The sequence below is a fragment of the Sorangium sp. So ce385 genome (assembly GCF_051474135.1).
GTDB lineage: Bacteria > Myxococcota_A > Polyangia > Polyangiales > Polyangiaceae > Sorangium > Sorangium cellulosum_D.
In genome coordinates, this window is record NZ_CP150337.1 from 2,689,625 (window position 1) to 2,708,026 (window position 18,402).

The window sequence follows — 18,402 nt, forward strand, 5'->3', positions numbered from 1 at the left end:
CGCGATCCAGGAGCGCCGTGTGCCATGCTGAGCCACGCGCCGGGCGACGCTGACAGCCGTCGTGAGCGCGGCGGCCCGCTGCTTTCCCGGAGGCCCCGGGCGCTTCGGCGCGCGACCACCGCGGGCGGCTAACGCTTCGATCCGGCGGCGTCGAAGCGCGGAACCTCGGGGAGCTCCGGGGCGTCGAGCCCCGCGAACGGATCGCGCCAGGCGTCGAGCCGCCACAGGCGCGCGTGCCAGGCCGCGACGTGCGGGTAGTCCGAGAGCGGCAGCCCGGCGAGATCCGCGAACGGGAGCACCGACGCCATCCGAAAGTCCGCATACGAAACCGCGCTCCCGACGAGCCAGTCCCTGCCGCTCAGGACCTGATCGAGCAGCGTCGCCGCTTCGGCGAACCCCGAGAGCCCCTCCGCCACGAGGTCGTCGCGGATGGGACCGAGCCCGTAGCGCTGCTTCGTCACGCGCTCGAAGTGGACCTTGTCGCACGCGGCGATGAAGTTGTGCGTGCCCCAGCTCAACCAGCGGATCATCTCCGGTTGTGCGGCGCCCGTGCGCCAGAAGTCCGAGCCCGTGAGCTGCGAGAGGCGGCACGCGATCGCGTCCGTCTCCCAGAGCGACTGGTCCCCCTCGACCAGGATCGGCACGCGCAGGTTCGGGTTCAGCGCGCGAAACTTCTCCTGCTGTGACGGGTCGAGAGGCGCCGCGTGGACGTATTCCACGGGTGCCTGGAGGTGGCGCGCCACGGCGACGGCGACCCGTGGATTCAAGTTCCGGCTGAAGTAGAGTTTCATGGAGCCAACCTGTTGAAGTGGGCTGACGTTCTACCTCTTCGGCGCTCTAGTACTACAGCCGCACCTCGACATCGCTCGGGTTGGATCCAGGATCGGCCCATGGATCCGCGGGCAAGCGAGCTGCCAGCAGCGGCCGCGTGGGACGCGCTGGCAGCAGATTTCGAGGCATTTCACGCGCGATTCGCGACGCTGTTCGCGCGCAGCGAGCCGCGCGAGCAGGCGATCAAGTACGTGCGCTCGCTGATGGGGCCGGCGGCAAGGCGGAACGGTTGGCAGCTGGCCGAGGCCATCGGAGATCCGACGCCCGATCGCGTGCAGCGGCTGCTGTACAGTGCGGACTGGAGCGCGGATGCGGCACGCGATCTGCTGATGGACTTCACGATCGAGCAGTTCGGCGACCCGCAGGGCATCGGTGTACTGGACGAAACGGGCTTCCTCAAGAAAGGCACCAAGTCCGTCGGCGTGGCGCGGCAATACAGCGGGACGGCAGGCAAGATCGAGAACTGCCAGATCGGTGTGTTCCTCAGCTACACCAGCCCACGTGGGCATGTGATCCTTGATCGTCGTCTTTACTTGCCAGAATCGTGGTGCAGCGATCCGGAGCGGAGGCAGGACGCTCACGTTCCGGAGGATGTCGCGTTCCGGACCAAGCCGCAGCTGGCGATGCAGATGCTCCATGGCGCCTGGCAGCGTGGTGTACCGATGGCGTGGGTCACCGGCGATGAAGTCTACGGAGACGATCCCGTGCTTCGCGACGGCATCGCCGCGCAGGGCCATCGGTATGTTCTCGCCGTCATCTCGAGCACGCCGGTATGGCCCCGGCGACCCGCGGTCGCGGAGCCCCCTACCGAGCGCGAACACCCTCGTGGCCCGCGCCGCACGCGCACTCGTCTTGCACCGGGCGCGCCGCACGCCTCCACCGTGGCCAAGGTGGCGGCGCAGTGGTCGCCGAAGCAATGGCATCGCCTTGCCGTCCATCAAGGCGAGAAGGGGCCCATCGAGTACGACTGGGCCCGCGCGCGCGTCGTCGACAGCCGTCGGCGCTTGCCCGCCGACGAGCTCTGGCTCCTGGCCCGCCGCTCTGTCTCGAAGCCGTCGGAAGTGGCCTACTACCTGTCCAACGCCGGAGCCGCCACGCCGTTGGCAACGCTCGCGCACGTGGCTTCCACGCGCTACACGATCGAGCAGTGCTTCGAGGAAGCGAAGGATGACGTCGGCCTCGACCACTACGAGGTCCGCTCGTGGCCAAGCTGGCATCGGTACATCACGCTCGGGATGATGGCCCTGGCGTGGTTGGCTTCCGTGCGCGCGAAGCTTCCCGCGGAGGGCGCCTTCCCGTATGCCCCGGCCATGAACCCCGAGCTCGTGCCCAAAACGGCGCGCCCGAGGCTGGGGAAGAACGTCGAGCGCATGCAGAAGACGGCGCTTGACACGTCGGGGAAAAAAAGCCCACGGCGCCCGCAGAAAGCGACGGTCCGTCGACGCTGGCGCCCTGGAGCATTCCCGAAGTCCGCCGCCTGATGGAGCTGGTGCTTCCGCTGCCCGCCCATTCGCCCGAGTTCCGCTGGGCATGGTCGAGGTGGCGGCGCCGAAAGCGCGCCCAGGCTCGCGCCTGTTGCTACCGGCGCCGCCGCAACCGGCCGCGCGCCCGCGCCCGGGCTCCCTAACCGCGGCTGTAGTACTAGCCCGCCAGCGTGGCGGCGAAGCGCGTGGGGCGCCGCACGCCGCGGGCCTCCATCCACGCGTCCGCCGCGGCGACGAGCGCGCGCCCCTCGTCGCCGCCGAGCCAGATCCCCCGCGCGCGGCGCGCGGCGGCCGCCAGGAGGGCGGCGCCCAGCCGGTCGAGCGCGGCCTCGGCGCCTCGCATGCGCTCGGCGGCCTCGGCCGCGCGGCCGCGCTGCGCGGCGACGCTGGCCCGGATCATCGCGGCGACGGGCGGGCCCCAGAAGACGTCGCGCCGGTCGAGCGCGCGCGCGTCGGCGAGGGCGAGGGCCCGTAAGGCGACCGCCCGCGCGCCGCCGCGCGCGGCGACCGCGAGGGACGCGAGGGCGCGCAGGTAGTGGAGCTCGCCCCGCACCAGCGGGATCGCGACCATGCCGGAGCCGAGGAGCGGCGGCGTCGCCGCCAGGACGAAGCGCAGCGCCGCGGCCGCGTCGCCCTCGTAGAGCGCGATCCGCCCGCGGGCGAGGACCTCGCGGAAGTGCTGGACGTGGTAGCCGGCGCGCGACCAGCGCTCCATGGCGGCGTCCACCGTGGCGCGCGCCGAGGCCGGCCGATCGGCGGCGAGGTCGAGCTGGTACGCGCCGTTGAGGCGGATCATCGTCTCGCGGTAGCGGTCGCCGCGCTCGCGCGCCTCGGCGAGGAGATCGGCCGTGATCGCGGCGAGGCCGGGGATCTTGCCCTGGAGCCAGAGCACCGTCGCCAGGAGCGCGTGCGCGAAGCTCCCGCCGCTCCCGCTCTCGCCGCCGTGCGCCCCGAGCGCCGCGCTGCTCCGCCCGAGGAGCACCTCGGCGCGCTCGAGCTCTCCGCGGGCGAACGCGGCCACGCCCTCGGCCAGCAGGTGGAAATGGCGCGCCTCCGGGCGCGGCGAGCGCGCGGCCACCCGCTCGAGGAGCGCCAGCAAGGCGGCGGCGCGCCGGCCGCCGTCGCGCTGGCCGCGGAGCGCGGCGTGGATCGTCTCGAGGGTGAGCGCCCGCGCGAGGCGGTGCGGCTCGCCGGCGTCGAGCGCGAGGAGCAGGTGCCTCGCCGCGAACGGCGCGCTCTGCACGGGCGCCGTCACGGCCAGGTTCGCGGCCGCGTGGCAGGCGTCCATGGCGAGCAGGTCGCGGCCCGGGATCTCGCGCTCGGCGCGCTCGCGGAACGCGAGGCCGCGGGCCCACAGCCGCGCGCGCAGGGCGGCCGCCTGCGCGAGCGCCTCGAGCGTCGACGCCGGCCTGGAGAGCCCGAGCTCGGCCAGGACGCCGTCGAGCACCGACAGCCCTTCGTCCACGTACCCGCCCGCGAAGAGCAGCTGCATCGCCTGCAGCCGGTGGGAGAGCGCCTCGCGCTGCGGCTCGCGCGACGCGAGATCGAGGTACGCCTCCGCCGCCTCGCGCGACCGGCCGCCGCTCGCCAGCGCGGCGGCGAGCGCGAGGCGGGCGCCGCGGGCGACCGCGGCGTCGCGCGCGCCGAGCTCGAGCGCCTCGCGCGCGAAGCGCGCCGCCCGATCGAAGGCGAGGGCCGCCTGCGCCTGCGCGGCCGCCTCGACGGCGCAGGCCGCGGCCTCCGCGTCGAGCCCGGCCCCGCGGAGGTGGTGCACGAGCAGCGACGGCTCGGCGCCGCCCTGGCCCGCCAGCGCCCGCGCGAGGCGCAGGTGGTGCTCGCGGCGGCGCGCACGCGGCAGCGCGGCGAGCACCGCCTCGCCGACGCGATCGTGGTACGGCAGGAGCTCCTCGCGCTCGTGCGCCTCCCGCACGCGCACGACCTGCGCGGCGACGAGCCGCGAGAGCGCCTCGGGCTCGTCCAGCGCCTCGCCCTCCGCCTCCGCCGCGCGCGCCGCGGTCCGCCGCGCGATCGGCTGCCCCGCCACCGCGACCACCTCGATCAGCCGCCGCGCCGGCGCGGGGAGCCGCTCGACGCGCGCCGCGAGCAGCGCGGACAGGTCGTGCGCGGCGCCGCCGAGATCGCCGCTCTCGGCCGCGAACCGCGAGAGCTCGGTGATGAAGAGCGGGCTGTGGTGGGCCTCCGCCGCGATCCGCGCCGCCGCGCCGCCGGGCGCGCCCGCGCCCGCGAGCAGCGCGCCCGCGAGCGCCGCGGCGTCGGCGGGGGGCAGCTCGCCGACGTCGATCTCGTGCACGCGCACGTCCGCCGCGAGACCTTCGCGCAGCGCCGCGAGCAACGCGCGGAGGACGGGGCTCGTCTCGGCCTCCTCCGCGCGGTACGAGGCGACGAAGAGCAGCGGCGGCGCCGCGGGAGGGCGCATCAGCTCGACGAGCAGCGCGACGCTGTCGAGGTCGCCCCACTGGAGATCGTCGACCGCGAGCACCAGCGCGCGCGCCCGGCCGAGGCGCGCGCACAGCTCGCGCAGCGCGGCGAACGCCCGGCGCCTGCGCTCCGCGTCGTCCGGCGCCGCGCCCTCCTGCGGCGCGGCCGCCGCGATCGCCGGCACCTCCCGCAGCACCGGGAAGGCGCGCCCGAGCTCGACGACGTCGTCGGGCAGCCACGCGGCGAGGTCCTCCGGCGCCGCGCGGGCGAGGAGGCGGCCTAGCTCGTCGACGACGCCGTCGAGCGCCTTGTACGGCACCGACTCCTGCTGAAAGCAGCGCCCCGCGAGCGGGACCGCGCCGGGCCCGCCGCCCGCCGACTCCAGGAACCGCTGCAAGAGCGCGCTCTTTCCGATGCCCGACGATCCGCGGAGCAGCGCGACCACCGTGCGCCCCGCGCGCGACTCGTCGAGGGCCGCGTGGAGCCGCCCGAGCTCGGCCGCACGGCCCACGAACGGGGCCGCCGGCGCCGGGCGCCGCGCGATCGGCGCGCCGGCGGCCTGGCCGAGGAGCCGCGCCGCGACCTCGCGGGCCGTGGGTCGGAGGGCGGGATGGTGCGCCAGGAGCTCGCGGCAGAGGCGGTCGAGATCCTCGGGCGCGGCCGGCGCCGCCGGTCCCGACGCCGCGTCGCCTGGCGCGGGCAGCGGCCCCGGCGCGGGCGCGGGCGCGGCGCCGCCTTGCGCGGGCAGCGGCCCCGGCGCGGGCGCGGTGTCGCCTGGCGCGGGCAGGCGGCCGGTGAGCGCCTGGTGGAGCATCACGCCGACGGCGTACATGTCGGCGGCCGGCCCGACCGCGAGCCCCGCGGCCTGCTCCGGCGCCATGTACCTCGGCGTCCCCGCCCGCACGGGCGCCGTGGGGGCGTTGAGATCGGCGACGAGCCCGAAGTCGAGGACCTTCACGGCGCCGGCCGCGTCGACCATCACGTTCGACGGCTTGATGTCGCGGTGGAGCTTGCCCGCGTCGTGCAGGAAGGCGAGCCCCTCGGCGATCTCCCGGAAGGCCGCGCGCAGGCGCGCCTCGTCGGGCCCTCCCGCGCCGCGCACGTGCGTGAGCACGTCCGCGCCCGAGACGAGCTCCATGGTGAAGAACCAGCGCGCGTCGTCCCGGTGCAGCTCGTAGAGCCGGACGAGGCGCGGGTGGACGATCCCGGCCAGCGCGCGAAACTCCTGCTTGAACAGGGCGATGGCCCTCCCGTCCGGGCGCCGCAGCACCTTGAGCGCGACGAGCGCGCCGCGCTTCCGGTCGAACGCCTCGTACACGGTGCCGAACCCGCCGCTCCCGAGGCGCCGGCGGAGCGCGAAGCGCGGCGGATCTTCGCCGGCGGCGAGGAAGGCGCCGCTCTCGTCGGCGTCGATGGGGGCGGCGGGGACGACCTCGGGCACGCGGGCGATCTGGCGGAGGAACGCGAGGGACGGCGAGGAAGCGGTGGAGCCGTCGCCGGAGAGGCTGTCGGCGTCGGCGGTGGCGCCGGCGGACGGCGCGGCGTCGACAGTCACGCCGGAGGATGGCTGGGGATCGACCGTGACGCCGGGGGACGGCTCGGATCGGTGGTCTTCAGCGGACAAGCAGGGGCTCCTGGGGAAGGAGCATACCGCGGGCGCGCTTCACGATGCAGACGCCACCGGCGCGAGCGCGGGCGTGAGGAGGCGGTCTCGCCGCCTCACGCCGGACCCCTCACCAGGCCTGGTGCCAGACCTGATCGCGGTCGGCCACCACGCCGGCGCTCGAGCCATAGAGGACGTTGACGTGGCCGTCGTTGTCGTCGCCGCCGCGAGCGATGTCCTCGCCGGGGGCGCCGATGGCCAGGTCGGCCTTGCCGTCGCCGTCGAAGTCGCCGGAGGCCAGCGCGTAGCCGAAGCGGTCGTCGTCCTCCATGCTGCCCTCCACGCCCGGGCTGTCCTGCGTGTACGCCGGGTCGCCGAGGGTCGACAGGCCCGCGGCGGTGCCGCGGAAGAGGTGCGTCACCCCGGCGTCGTCGTGACCGTCGATGTCCTCGTGCGGCGCGCCGACCGCCAGGTCGGCCCTGCCGTCGCCGTCGAAGTCCCCCGACGCGAGGGCCCAGCCGAAGTGATCGCCGTCCGCGACGCTGCTGCCCACGTTCGGGCTGTCCTGGCTCAGCAGCGGATCCCCTGCGGCGGCGAGGCCCGACGCGGTGCCGCGGAAGACGTGCACCACGCCGCCGCCGCCGTGCCCGGCGAAATCCTCGTGCGGCACGCCGACCGCGAGGTCGGCCTTGCCGTCGCCGTCGAAATCGCCCGAGGCGAGCGCGTAGCCGAAGTGATCGCCGTCCTGCGCGGTCTCGGCGACGTTCGGGCTGTCCTGGTGGAACATCGGATCGCCGACGGCCGACAGGCCCGCCGCCGTACCGCGGAAGACGTGCACCGCGCCGGCGCCGCCGTGCCCGGCGAGATCCTCGTAGGGCTCGCCGATCGCCAGGTCGTCGAAGCCGTCGCCGTTGAAGTTGCCGGCGGCCAGCGACCAGCCGAAGCGATCCCCTTCCTCGACGCTGCCGGGCACGTTCGGGCTGTTCTCGTGGAACATCGGATCACCGACGGCCGACAGGCCCGCCGCCGTACCGCGGAAGACGTGCACCGCGCCGCCGTCGTCGTGACCGTCCACGTCCTCGTCGGGCGCGCCGATCGCCAGGTCGGCGTAGCCGTCGCCGTTGAAGTCGCCGGCGGCCAGGGACCAGCCGAAGTGATCGCCGCCCTCGACGCCGCCGGCCACGTTCGGGCTGTCCTGGTCCCAGCCTTGATTGCCGGCGCTCGTGAGCCCGGACGGAGAGCCGTAGAGGATGTAGACCGAGCCGGCGTCGTCGTCGCCGCCGATGTCCTCGCCGGGCGCGCCGATCGCGAGATCGTCGAAGCCGTCGTTGTTGAAGTCGCCGGCCACCAGGGCATAGCCGAAGCGATCGTCGTTCTCGGCGCTGCCCACCACGCCCGGCGAGTCCTGGTGCCACAGCTGGTCTCCGCCGCTCGTCAGCCCGAGGATCGATCCGTAAATCACGTTCACGGCGCCGGCGTCGTCCGCGCCGTTGATGTCCTCGTAGGGCGCGCCCACGGCCAGGTCGGCGTAGCCGTCTCCGTTGAAGTCCGCCGTGGCCAACGCCCGGCCGAAGTGATCGTCCTTTTCGGCGTTGTCCTCGGTGTGGCCGTCGGTGATCCGCTGCGCCGGCACCACCACGCAGCTGTTGCCCGGCGTGCCGTCGGGCTGGGTGCCCCCCGGGCAAGGGTTGATGGGGTAGGGGTGCTCCGACTTCGCGCTGACGTCGGCGCAGTTGCCCACGCCGTAATGGTCGCAGTCCGAGGTCGTGTGCGCCGTGACCTGCACGGGGACGCCGCCCTCGCTGTGAACGGCGCTCACATCCATGCTGTCGCCGTCGAACTGGACGAGCAGGAAGTAGCTGAACGTCGCGGAGCCGGTGTAAAAACACGGGATCTGGACGTCGTTCACGGCGATGTTCTTCCTGTAGCCGGCCCGATAGTGGATGTGCCCCGAGAAGATGCCGAGGATGTTGTATTCGAAGCCGGTGATGGCGCCGATGAACTCCTCGTCCGTGGTCGGCATGTCTTCGCCGAAATCGTGCATGTTGATGACGGCGCGCTGCCCCTCGCCCACCGCGTCGGCGAGCTGGTTCCGGAGGAAGTCGATCGATTTCGAGATGTGGAAGTCGGGCTCCTCGTAGGTGGGGTGATTGTGGAGCTGGATGAAGCGGATCCCGTTCTTCACGAACGAGTAGGCCACGCTGCCCGGATCGTACGCCTCGAGCTGGCCGCGGTGTTTCTTGATCCAGCGCTCCATCCACCGCCGCGACTCGTTCCCGCAGTAGTTCGATCCCTCGTCGATCATCCGGTCGCACGCGGCGCACCCCTTATCGCAATCGCAGGCGCCCACGAGCTCGCACAGATCGCAGCCGGCGCTCGCCGCGCAATTGCCGCAGGCCACGGCGATGTCCTGCGCCGAGGCGCCGCAGTCGTCGTGCACGTTGCTCCCGTAGTCGTGGTTCCCCAGCCCCGGGAAGACGTCGACCAGGAGGTCGCCTTCATACTGATCCTCGTACGCGGCCCACTGGTCGGGGCGGGCGAACGAGGTCAGATCGCCGTTGACGACCACCGCGCTGGGCGCGCTGTAGCCGGGGGGCGTCGCGCCCTTGACGAGGGCGTTGATCGCCTTGACCTGATCCCGGTTGGTCTTGTTGCCCAGGGCCTTGATGTCCGCCGACGAGAGCTGGGCCTCCGCGGCGTCCTCGCCCACGAGGTCGTCCTCGCTCCACCAGAATTGCGGATCGGAGGCGATGACGACCGAGAACGGCGCCACGGCCTGGAGCGGCGCGGGGGCCTCGGCGAGCGGGGCGGGCGGCTCGACGTCGGCCGCGTCGCACGCGGCGAGGCCCATGGCGGTGCCCAGGGTGGTGATGGACAGGAGGATCGGCGCTGCGCGTCTCATACGGGTCTCCTTTCGGGTGTCGATGAGGCAGACCCGGCCCACGGAGGATGTGACGGACCCGATGCTCAGGGAGGCGGTGCGGCCGCGCCCCGGGGGCCGCGCCCCGAGGATTGAGCCGCGGGCCCCGCGCCGGCGGGGGCGCGGGCCGGTCGAGCGGCGCGCGCTGGTGGAGCAGTGATGGCGGCGGTTCGCCCTCGCAGGCGCCCGGCGCCTGACGCCTGGACGCAGCCGGAGGGAGCGGGGCCCTTCGGCTCAGCTCGCGCTGGGGTCGGCGACGCGGCCGACGAACAGGATGCTGCCCGTCGCGTTGTCGCGGATGAGGAACAGGAAGGGATTCACGAGCGCGAGCGACGCCGGCACGGGCGCCGACTCGTCGCCGACGATGACCGCGGTCGCGGCCGCCGCCTCGGTGCCGGCCTCGTTCACGCCGACGAACGCCTTGTGGAGGACGTCCTGGATGTAGGGCTGTCCCTTGGCGTTGATGCCGGTGAAGTCCGCGGCCCCGGGCGTGAACGCGATCTCCATCCCCATCGCCTCCAGCGTCTCCTTGAGGCTCAGCTCGTACTCGAACTTGAACTTGGGCATCGTGGTCTCGACCAGGTGCTCGCTCATCGCGCCGACGATGCCGTCGACCTTCGCCGCGTCGAGCGACGCCTCGAACGCGTCGAGCGTGCCCTTGGCCGGCAGGACGATCACCATCGACAGCTCGTCCCCGTCGTACGGCATCGCGACGGCCTGGTAGCCGTCGCCCTCGGCGTACGGCATCTCCAGGTTGGCGTGCATCAGGGGCACCGTCACCTCGGTTCCATCGGCCTTCTCGAACGGCCCGTCCGCCGTCGCGGTGGGCTCGAAGGGGGTGCGCCACGCCGCGTTGAAGTAGATGGCGTTCGTGAGGACCAGCACCGTCTCGGGGGTGATCGCGTCGACGGGCACCAGCTTCTCGATCTTGCCCTCGGTCCGGTCGCTGACCCAACCGTTGATGAGATCGACCGCTTCCTGCTTGTGGCCCAGGAAGTCCACGACGCGCATCCCGGCGCCGTAGTTCAGCGCGAGCGTGTCCAGGAAGGGCGCCTCGAACCCGTAGCCGATCTGCCCCCAGAGCGCGTTCACGACGTTGAGGCGGAAGCCCTCTCCGTCGGCGCCCTGGGCGCCCTGACCGCGGCTCTCGAGCTCCTGGTCGATCCAGTTGAACGCCGGGTGGAGCTTGTCCTGCCCGAGGTCGAAGCGCAGCGTGCCGGCCATGGCCGTCTCGGTCTCGCCCTTCGCGCCGGCCCACGTCATCGCGAGCGCCGTCGAGATGCTGTAGGGCGAGTAGAAGACGTTGCCGGGCTCCTGGCGGAGCTCCTGGTAGAGGTCGAGCGCGAACGCGGAGTTGCCCGAGACGAGCGCGGTCTTGTCCTCCGGAGGCACGTCCGGGGTCGAGATGCGCTGTTTGTCCGAGGCGACCACGCACCCGGGCTTGTCGCCGTCGCGGCACCCCTCGCCCCCGGGTTCGGGGGTCGGTTCCGGGTTGGGCTCGGTGGACGCCTCGCATCCGAGGATCGCGGCCAGAGACAGGGCGAAGAGCGGAGCGCAGGTTCGGAGGGTTCGCATCATGCGCCCCGCCCAGCATCGGCCGTGCCGCGCCGGCCCGCGATCGCGGGCTCGTGGGTTTCCGGGGCGATGCGCGCGGGGCGACCGGGCCGCTGCGCTCCGGGCTCTTCCGCTCCCTGACATCCGGAGAAGCGCTGGCCCGTTCTGGCACAGGGTGCTTCGCCCGGGTCGCCGAGCGCTGCCGCGTCGAGCGTCGCGTCGGCGGGGCCGAGGCTCGCGCTCCCGCTACCGCGCCGGGGTGATGGTCACCTTCAGCATCTGGCTCGACGCGGGATACAGATACCCGTCGTCGACGGGGCGCACCTGGCCTTTGGGATCGTCGGCGCCCCTCTGCGGCCCGGCCTGGCGCGGCGCCTGGTCGGGGCCCACGCCGGGCCACTGGTTGGCCTCCGTGCCCGCGTCCCAGATCGTGACCTGGTCGGAGACATCGCCGCTCACCGGCTCGCCGCTCGCGTCGAACAGCGCGATCCCCTGCTCGCTCGGCGCGAAGAACAGATCGTTCGATTGCCCCAGCATCGACGCGAAGCTAAGCCGCTCGCCGGGCCGCGCGGTCACCGTGAAGCTGAGCTTCGCGCCGGGCAGCAGCGGCCCTGGCATCGAGGCGCCCACGGGCGTGTCGTAGACCAGCACCGACGAGATCCCGCTCTCGCCCCCGACCTCGGCCTCCAGCGACGCCGCGAGCGCGGCCGGATTCCCGTCCTCGGCCAGCATCTCGAGACCCTTGCCCCGGTCCGCCTCGCCCGACCTGAACAGGGGCGCTCCGGACCCGTGCACCACCGCGACGCCCGGCGCCGCCGGCGAGGTCAGCCCCGCGCGGGGCATGGCCCCCTCGTGCAGCATCCTCGGGTTCCCGTCCTCGGCCTGCGCCTCCAGCCCGTTGTCGGGGTACGCCTGTCCGACCGTGAACAGCGGGTTCTCCGTCGTGTGCACCACGAAGAGCCCCGGCGACAGCGGCACGGCGGCCGGCTCCCCGCCCTCGGGCATCAGCGTCCCCACCTCCGACCTGTTGGTGATCCGGATCGTGAACTCATTGCCCGGCTCCGGCGTCACCGTCACCTGGATGACCTCCTCGACCGGCGGGTAGGAATAGCCATCCTGGACCAGCCGTACCGTGTTGTCCGGGTCCGGAGCGCCCGTGTTCGGGCCGCTCTGCCGGGGCGCCTGGTTCGGCCCGGCGCCCGGCTCCTCGTTGGCCTCGGTGCCCGCGTCCCACAGGAGGACCTGGTCGGTCACGTCCCCGCTCACCGGTTTGCCCGCGTCGTCGTAGAGCGCGATCCCGGCGCCGTCGGGCGCATAGAACAGATCGTTCGATTGACCGAACATCGTCGTGAACGACAGCCTGTCGCCCGGCAGGGCGCCGACGCGGAACTCGAAGCTCTTCTCGGGGAAGAGCGGCCCGGGCATGCTCTCGCCCACGGGCGTGTCGAACACGCCGGCCACCCGGTAATCCCGCGCGGGCGTCACGTTCTCGAGGGTCACCTCGAAGCTCGTGACCGCATCTCCGCCAGCGGATCCGCCGGCGCCTTCCCCGCCCATGCCACCGGCGCCGGTGGTATCGCCGCCTTCGCCGTCGCTGCACGCAGCGGCGAGGGTGAGGACGAGGGGCAGGGCCGACAGCGCGCGATTCCGAATCTTCATGAACATCCTCCAGAAGCGGTGATTGAGGTGACGCGACCTGGATCGCCCCGCCGCGGTAAGGCGCGTGGCAGCGGGCGCTCCTCCAGCAGCACGCCGACGAGACCGGAGCGGCCGCGGGCGCCCGTAGGGCGCCCGCCTCGGCCTTCGATGGCCCGTGGCGCGTCGTTCGATGGTGCTACGTGATGGGGGGCGGGTCGGTTTCGCGATCTTCGCGCGCGCCTGCTCGATCGTGCTCGGGAGCCGGTTTTCGGCGCGGCCGGCGGCCGCCGGCGCGCTCGCCTCGCTGCCCCTGGGGGCCAAGGCCACGTCGTGGCCGTCGCGAGGGCACCGTGGCGTGGGGCGTGGTCGCCGCCAGGTCCGCCATGGCGCCGCCACCCCTGAGCTGGCCCTCTCCTCGGGTTTTCCCGTCGTTTCGCGCCGGCATGGGGCGTGCTCGAGGCCGGCCGTCATGCCGACGCTCGAGCACAACGCCCTCGTCGAGATGTTCCGCGACCAGCCGGCGCTCGCGCCCCGCTTGCTCGCGACGCTCTTCCACGTCGAGGTGCCGCCGCACGCCTCCGCCGCGGTGGTCGAGTCGTCGCTCGATCAGCTCATCCCCGTGGAGTTCCGCGCCGACCTGGTGCTCGAGCTTCGAGACGCGAGCGGCACGCTCGTGCTGGCGATCGTCATCGAGGTCCAGCGCGAGACGGATCCCAACAAGAAGTTCTCGTGGCCGACGTATGTCACGGTCGTGCGCGCCAAGAGGCGCTGCCGCACGGTCGTGCTCGTGGTCGCGCCGGACGCCGGCGTGGCTGCCTGGGCGGCGGAGAGCATCGACCTCGGCCTGGGCCTCGGCCACGTCGCACCGCTGGTGCTCGGCCCGGCCGTCGTCCCCGAGATCACCGATCCGGCCGACGCGGAGGCGGAGACGGAACTCGCCGTGCTCTCGGCGGTGGCGCACGGCAACGGGCCGAACGGGCTCGCCGTGGTCGAGGCGGCGCTCGCTGCCCTTGGCCGGCTCGACCAGCAGCACGCGATGGTCTACTTTCAGCTCATCTGGAACGCGTTGCGTGAGCCGATGCGGCAGGCTCTGGAGGCGTTGGTCATGGAACGGCAGATCGAAGGCGAGGCGACGTTTCCCCCGTTCGTGCAGAAGCTCATCGAGCGCGGCAAGCTCGAGGGCATGCGTGAGGGCAAGATCGAGGGCATGCGTGAGGGCATCCGTGAGGGCGAGCTCAAGGGCATGCGTGAGGGCGAGCTCAAGGGCAAGAGGGATACGCTGTTGCGTCTGCTCGCGCGTGCAGGGATCGTGCTCACCGAGGACGAGAGCGCGCGCATCCAGGCATGCACGGACGTCGCGAGCCTCGACCGCTGGATCGATAACGTCCTTGGGGCGAAGACCGCCGCCGACGTGCTCTCCTGACGGTCGACGGGGGCGGTCCAGCACGGCGATGAACCAGACTGGCTTCGCCCGCTGATGATCGCCAGGATGTTGGGCGAACGGACTCAAGGGCTGCACCGTGACGACTGAACAGGCCTATGACGCCGGACGCGACGCTGCGAAGCGCGGTGCGCCGCTTGCCGGGTTTCCCCTTGACGACGAGCTCTACGCGGCGTGGCTCCGTGGCTTTCGCGAGCATCAGACGTTCGATCCGTCCTGCGAGCATTGCGCTGGAACGGGCAGTCGGAGGGCCGACAGACTGCGCCAGGGGCCATATTGCGAGGCCCTGCTCGTCTGCAACTGCAACGTGCCTGCACGGTGTCCATGACGTCCTGCCGTGCACCTTGGCTGAGAAAGCCTGGAGGTCCGCTGTGCGCAAGGTGGTGACGCTCGACGAGCTCGACGACTTTCTCGTTTCGGCCGCCCGCGGCACCACCACAGCGGAAGCCGCGGTGGCGTGGGGGCATGACCACGAGCCTGCACCCGCTGATCCTTGGCTCCTCCCCGACTCCGAGGCCGACGCCGTATTTCTCGCCGCGTTTCAACAGATGATGAGCACGTACTCCGAGCCCGACTACGTCGGAGAAGCGAGCCGTGCCTGCGACTATCGACGAGCGTTGCTGATTGAGGGATCGCCTCTCGCCGTGTGGGAGTATGATCACTACCAGATCGCTCTTCGGGTCTGCGCGAGGGCCGAGCGGTACGCGGAGGTCATCGCGAGCGTTCACCACCCATAGCCCCAGAGCCCAAGATGCCGCGCAACGAGCCGCTGGTGCCGACCGCGCTTCGCGCGGCGGCGGTGGGGCGGTCCGTGACGCGGCCGCGGGGGCAACGAGGATCGCCAAGCGGGGCAGCAAGCGCACCGGCATCGTCGCCCGGTCGGCCCTGCCTCGGCGCGGCGCCTTCAACCGATGGGCGATTCGTCCGTCCTTCCTCAACCCGATGCGCTCGAGCGCGAAGGGCGGGCCGCGCCATCGCGGACGAGGCGCGCGCGTCGCTCGTCGTGGCCGGCGTCGGCGCGCACCGCACAGCGCACATCGAAGCCGTTGCAGCTCGCCGAGAAGCGCGGCGGGGGGCTCGCGCGGCCTCGCGGTCGGGGGGCACGGCAGCGTCGTGCTACGATCCCTCCGTGCCGAAGGAGAAGGCCAGGCCGGGCGAGGTCCTCATCGCGCGCAACAAGCGCGCAGGCTTCGATTACGATCTCGGTGACCGGTTCGAGGCGGGGATCGTCCTCAAGGGGAGCGAGGTGAAGATGCTCCGCGACGGCAAGGCCGACTTGACCGACTCGTTCTGCACGGTCCTGCGGGGCGAGGCGTTCTTGCACGGCGTGAGCATCGCCGCGATGGCCGGCGCCGCCTTCGGGCACCTGCCGAAGGGCGCGCGCAAGCTCCTGCTCCACCGGCGCGAGATCGAGCGCATCGACCATTCGATCGCCCGTGAGGGGATGACCGCCGTCGCTACCCGGCTCTACTTCAAGAGCGGCTTCGCCAAGGTCGAGATCGCGCTGGCGAGGGGGAAGAAGATCTACGACAAGCGCGAGGCCATCAAGACGCAAGACGCCGAGCGCGAGGCGCGCGCCGTGGTGGTGCACGGGCAGCGACGGTACGGGCGCGCGTGACGCTCCGACGAGCTCCGCCCGGCGTCCGGTTCACCCCCGTTTCCGTCGACACCCCCGACGAACATCAGGGGGTAGGGATGGGACGGAGACAGAGGAGGACGGCCTAACCACCGGGCTTCTCCCGCGGCGCGCAACGCCGCCGGCGGCAGGCCCCGCGACGCCCGGGGAGACGGGGCGCTCCAGGCCGCTCGACCCGCCGACGAGCCTGGCCGTGATTTCGACCTTGCCTGGCCGTGATTTCGACCTTGATCGAGGGCGCGTCTCCCCGCTGGGCATCGCTTCAGTTCGGGACCGGCACGAACTCCATGCATGCATCCCGGATCGCCGTGAGGGCGTTCGTGAGACCGTCCTCGAGGCGTCCTTCGCACAGATCCCAGAAGAAGCCGCGCTCGTCGGCGGTGAACGTGTCCGCGATCGCCTGCAGGGTGTCGGCCTGCTCCGCGCTCCCGTAGGCCCCCTCGCAGGCGCTCCGCCCGCCGATGCCGAGGAACACGACGTTCTTGGCGTCACCCTTCGCGGCGACGATCCGATCGTGCAGCGCTTGCGGCGGCTGGGACGGCACGGGCTGCTCGTCCTCGTCGGTGATCGCCACCACCACCAGCAATGCGTCCTGGCGGAGGAAGCCCGCGTTGTCGCCGGTCGAGAACGGCGCCTCCAGCGAGGCGGCGATCGCGGACACCGGCTGCTCGTCGTCGTCCTCGCCGCTGCACTGGGCGTCGCCCGAGTAGATATCTGCGGCGCACCCGAACTCGCCCGTGATGTTTGTGCTCGAGCTATCCATCCACGGCTCTCCGCTCTGGAACGAGCAGTCTTCCGTGGAGGCGCCGCGTGCATGGAAATTCGCGGGAAGGGGGCAGGCGTCCAGCACGGCCGCGCGGAAGTCCGTGAGGCCCTCGATGTCGAGCAGCGCCCGCGCGAAGGCCGGGAACACGATTTCCCTCAGCGATTCCTTCTCTTCGTGCATGCTCCTGGAGTTGTCGACGGCGAACACGACATCGATGTGCTCGCAACCCGTGCTGCCCTCGCCGTGGCTCCCTATCCCGCCGTTCGCTCCGCCGACGCCGGCGCCGAGGATGCCGCCTCCCCGCCCGAAGGCGTCGCCGCCCTGCCCCGAGGCTCCCCCGCCGGTGAATCCGCCGCCCGAGGCGCCAGGCGAGCCGATGTCCTGGCCGCTCCCCGAGTCCCCGCCGCACCCGGCGAGACCCATCGTTCCTGCGCAGAGCGCCGCGCACCATGCCCTGAGCTCCATGCTGTACTCCTTCTCCTTCGGGCACCGTGCCGTTCCCACTCGTAGCACGGTTCAATAAACATCGATTCTCGAATACTCACGACAAATCGCGCGGTGCGCTGGCGCCGGCGGCTCGCGAGGCCTGCCAGGTCGGCGGGCGCGCGTTGAGCTGCGCAGCGTTGGGGCGGGGGGAGAGCCGCGTGACCCCGCGCTCACTCGAGTTGTTGCTGTAGCTCCGGGAGGCGCCTTTGCCACCAGGCGCTCAGGGTGGAAACCGCGTCGGCGGCGCCGTCGGCGAGGGCGGGGTCGGCGTCGATGGCCGCAGCGGCGACGCTGAGGACGCGGTTGAGCTCGGCCTGCACGAAGGACGCGGTGAGCTTTTCGTCGAGGATTTGCTGGACGATGGCGAGGTAGTCCGCCTCCCAGTGGCTGAAGAACGCGTCGGTGAAGGCGGTGGTGCCGCCGGGCACGCTGTCGTTGATGATGTCCACCGAAGCCGACATGGTGGTGTCGAGATCCCAGGGGATGTAGGTGCGCTTCCCGTCGATGGAATCGTAATGGTAGTAGTTGTTGTCCTTGTAGAGCAGGCCGTCCGTGTTGCCGATGATGGCGTTGACGGCGCCCAGGCGATGCATCTGCGGGATGTCGGCGCGCGTGGGTAGCTGCTCGGCCAGCGTGGCGTCGTCAGGGCTGGCACAGCCGCCCTTCTGCAGGAAGCAGTACCAGGCCTCGTGCGGATTCTCGACGCCGTCGTTCTCGTGCGTCTTCAAGCCGTCGCCGTCGCCGCCGGACTTCTTGTAGAGCCAGCCGCCGTTTTCTCCCAGCCGATCCTGAAGGAAACGTTTGTCGACCTGTTCGACATGTACGTACACCATCGCCGGGCCGCCGTTGACGCTGATCTTGGCCAGCGCGCTGCGGCTGGCCATGACGCCCGCTGCGCGCATGAAGCGCCAGCCAAGATACTCCGCGATCACGTCGCGCGGCGTGGCATCGTCCTGATCGGAGCCGGAGCTCGTGCCGTTGTCGAACCCCAGCTTCTTCAAGCCGTAGAAGGATTGCCCGGCGACCGTAGCATCCAGCTCGACCTTGAGGCCCACCTTCGTGGCGCCTCCCGAGCGCTTGCGCTCGATGGCGACTTGCATGGGCGCACCGCCGTTGCAGCTGAATTCCCCGGGGAGGGAGAGCGAGAACGTGGTGTCGGCGAGGATGGCGGCGTAATCGTCGGGCGCCATCGTGATGGCGTACTCCAGCACCTGATCGGGGTTGAACACGCCGGAGCAGCCGGTGTCCGTGTCCAGCGAGGATGTGCCGCCGCCACCGATGCCCGTGCCGCCACCGACGCCCGTGCCGCCACCGACGCCCGTGCCGCCGCCGTTGCCCGTGCCGGCACCGTCGCCCGTACCGGCGCCGTTGCCGCCGCTGCCGGCACCGCTGTCGCCGCCGCCATCGATGCTCGTGCCAGCACCGCTGCCGCCGCTGTCGGCATCACTGCCGCTGCTGCCGCAACCGACCATGGCGACGCTCGACGCCGCCATCATGATGAAGCCAAAGAATCGCTCCATTCCATACCTCCTTCGAAGACGCTTCCCGATGTTGCTGTAGCGGGTGTCGACCAATGTCACACCGCTGATGCTGCTGGTGCATGG

The 18,402-nt window shown here is 72.0% G+C and carries 11 protein-coding genes; 4 read left to right on the plus strand and 7 right to left on the minus strand.

All coding sequences use genetic code 11. The features are described from left to right. Positions 1-128 precede the first annotated feature (128 nt). Positions 129-791 carry a glutathione S-transferase family protein gene (locus tag WME83_RS10065; RefSeq protein WP_437319057.1) on the minus strand — a complete coding sequence of 221 codons (663 nt, stop codon included), beginning with the start codon at positions 789-791 and terminating at the stop codon, positions 129-131. 99 nt (positions 792-890) lie between these two features. Here WME83_RS10065 and WME83_RS10070 point away from each other — a divergent pair, with 99 nt between their 5' ends. After that, positions 891-2,312, plus strand: coding sequence for an IS701 family transposase (locus tag WME83_RS10070; RefSeq protein ID WP_437313514.1), 1,422 nt, complete (start codon positions 891-893; stop codon positions 2,310-2,312). A gap of 160 nt (positions 2,313-2,472) precedes the next feature. Here WME83_RS10070 and WME83_RS10075 read toward each other — a convergent pair whose 3' ends face one another. The 4 genes from WME83_RS10075 to WME83_RS10090 all read right to left on the minus strand — a co-directional run bounded on the left by WME83_RS10075 (position 2,473) and on the right by WME83_RS10090 (position 12,490). After that, entirely contained in the window at positions 2,473-6,378 is a 3,906-nt protein-coding gene (locus WME83_RS10075; protein ID WP_437319058.1) for a protein kinase domain-containing protein, read from the minus strand. Between the two features lie 109 nt (positions 6,379-6,487). Continuing rightward, a complete protein-coding gene (locus WME83_RS10080; protein ID WP_437319059.1) occupies positions 6,488-9,259 on the minus strand; it encodes a hypothetical protein in 2,772 nt (923 codons plus the stop codon). Positions 9,260-9,511: 252 nt separating this feature from the next. Further along, positions 9,512-10,855, minus strand: coding sequence for a serpin family protein (locus WME83_RS10085; RefSeq protein WP_437319060.1), 1,344 nt, complete (start codon positions 10,853-10,855; stop codon positions 9,512-9,514). Positions 10,856-11,077: 222 nt separating this feature from the next. After that, positions 11,078-12,490 carry a spondin domain-containing protein gene (locus WME83_RS10090; RefSeq protein WP_437319061.1) on the minus strand — a complete coding sequence of 471 codons (1,413 nt, stop codon included), beginning with the start codon at positions 12,488-12,490 and terminating at the stop codon, positions 11,078-11,080. A 448-nt stretch (positions 12,491-12,938) separates the two neighbouring features. Here WME83_RS10090 and WME83_RS10095 point away from each other — a divergent pair, with 448 nt between their 5' ends. The 3 genes from WME83_RS10095 (at position 12,939) to smpB (ending at position 15,528) form a co-directional block, all read left to right on the plus strand. Next, positions 12,939-13,892 carry a hypothetical protein gene (locus tag WME83_RS10095; RefSeq protein ID WP_437319062.1) on the plus strand — a complete coding sequence of 318 codons (954 nt, stop codon included), beginning with the start codon at positions 12,939-12,941 and terminating at the stop codon, positions 13,890-13,892. A 389-nt stretch (positions 13,893-14,281) separates the two neighbouring features. Continuing rightward, the gene (locus tag WME83_RS10100) at positions 14,282-14,647 is read left to right on the plus strand and encodes a hypothetical protein (protein ID WP_437319063.1); all 366 of its coding nucleotides are present in this window, start codon (positions 14,282-14,284) and stop codon (positions 14,645-14,647) included. Positions 14,648-15,039: 392 nt separating this feature from the next. Next, positions 15,040-15,528 (plus strand): SsrA-binding protein SmpB, encoded by a 489-nt coding sequence (smpB, locus tag WME83_RS10105; protein WP_437319064.1) that lies wholly within the window; start codon positions 15,040-15,042, stop codon positions 15,526-15,528. Between the two features lie 280 nt (positions 15,529-15,808). Here smpB and WME83_RS10110 read toward each other — a convergent pair whose 3' ends face one another. After that, positions 15,809-16,777 carry a hypothetical protein gene (locus tag WME83_RS10110; protein ID WP_437319065.1) on the minus strand — a complete coding sequence of 323 codons (969 nt, stop codon included), beginning with the start codon at positions 16,775-16,777 and terminating at the stop codon, positions 15,809-15,811. Between the two features lie 191 nt (positions 16,778-16,968). Next, a complete protein-coding gene (locus WME83_RS10115; RefSeq protein WP_437319066.1) occupies positions 16,969-18,318 on the minus strand; it encodes a CotH kinase family protein in 1,350 nt (449 codons plus the stop codon). Between the last annotated feature and the right edge of the window lie 84 nt (positions 18,319-18,402).

Coding starts and splice junctions, on each gene's coding strand:
- WME83_RS10080 (WP_437319059.1), bottom strand. CDS start 9,259: ATGAGACGCGCAGCGCCGATCCTCCTGTCCATCACCACCCTGGGCACC.
- WME83_RS10085 (WP_437319060.1), bottom strand. CDS start 10,855: ATGATGCGAACCCTCCGAACCTGCGCTCCGCTCTTCGCCCTGTCTCTG.
- WME83_RS10090 (WP_437319061.1), bottom strand. CDS start 12,490: ATGAAGATTCGGAATCGCGCGCTGTCGGCCCTGCCCCTCGTCCTCACC.
- WME83_RS10095 (WP_437319062.1), top strand. CDS start 12,939: ATGCCGACGCTCGAGCACAACGCCCTCGTCGAGATGTTCCGCGACCAG.
- WME83_RS10065 (WP_437319057.1), bottom strand. CDS start 791: ATGAAACTCTACTTCAGCCGGAACTTGAATCCACGGGTCGCCGTCGCC.
- WME83_RS10110 (WP_437319065.1), bottom strand. CDS start 16,777: ATGGAGCTCAGGGCATGGTGCGCGGCGCTCTGCGCAGGAACGATGGGT.
- WME83_RS10115 (WP_437319066.1), bottom strand. CDS start 18,318: ATGGAGCGATTCTTTGGCTTCATCATGATGGCGGCGTCGAGCGTCGCC.
- WME83_RS10070 (WP_437313514.1), top strand. CDS start 891: ATGGATCCGCGGGCAAGCGAGCTGCCAGCAGCGGCCGCGTGGGACGCG.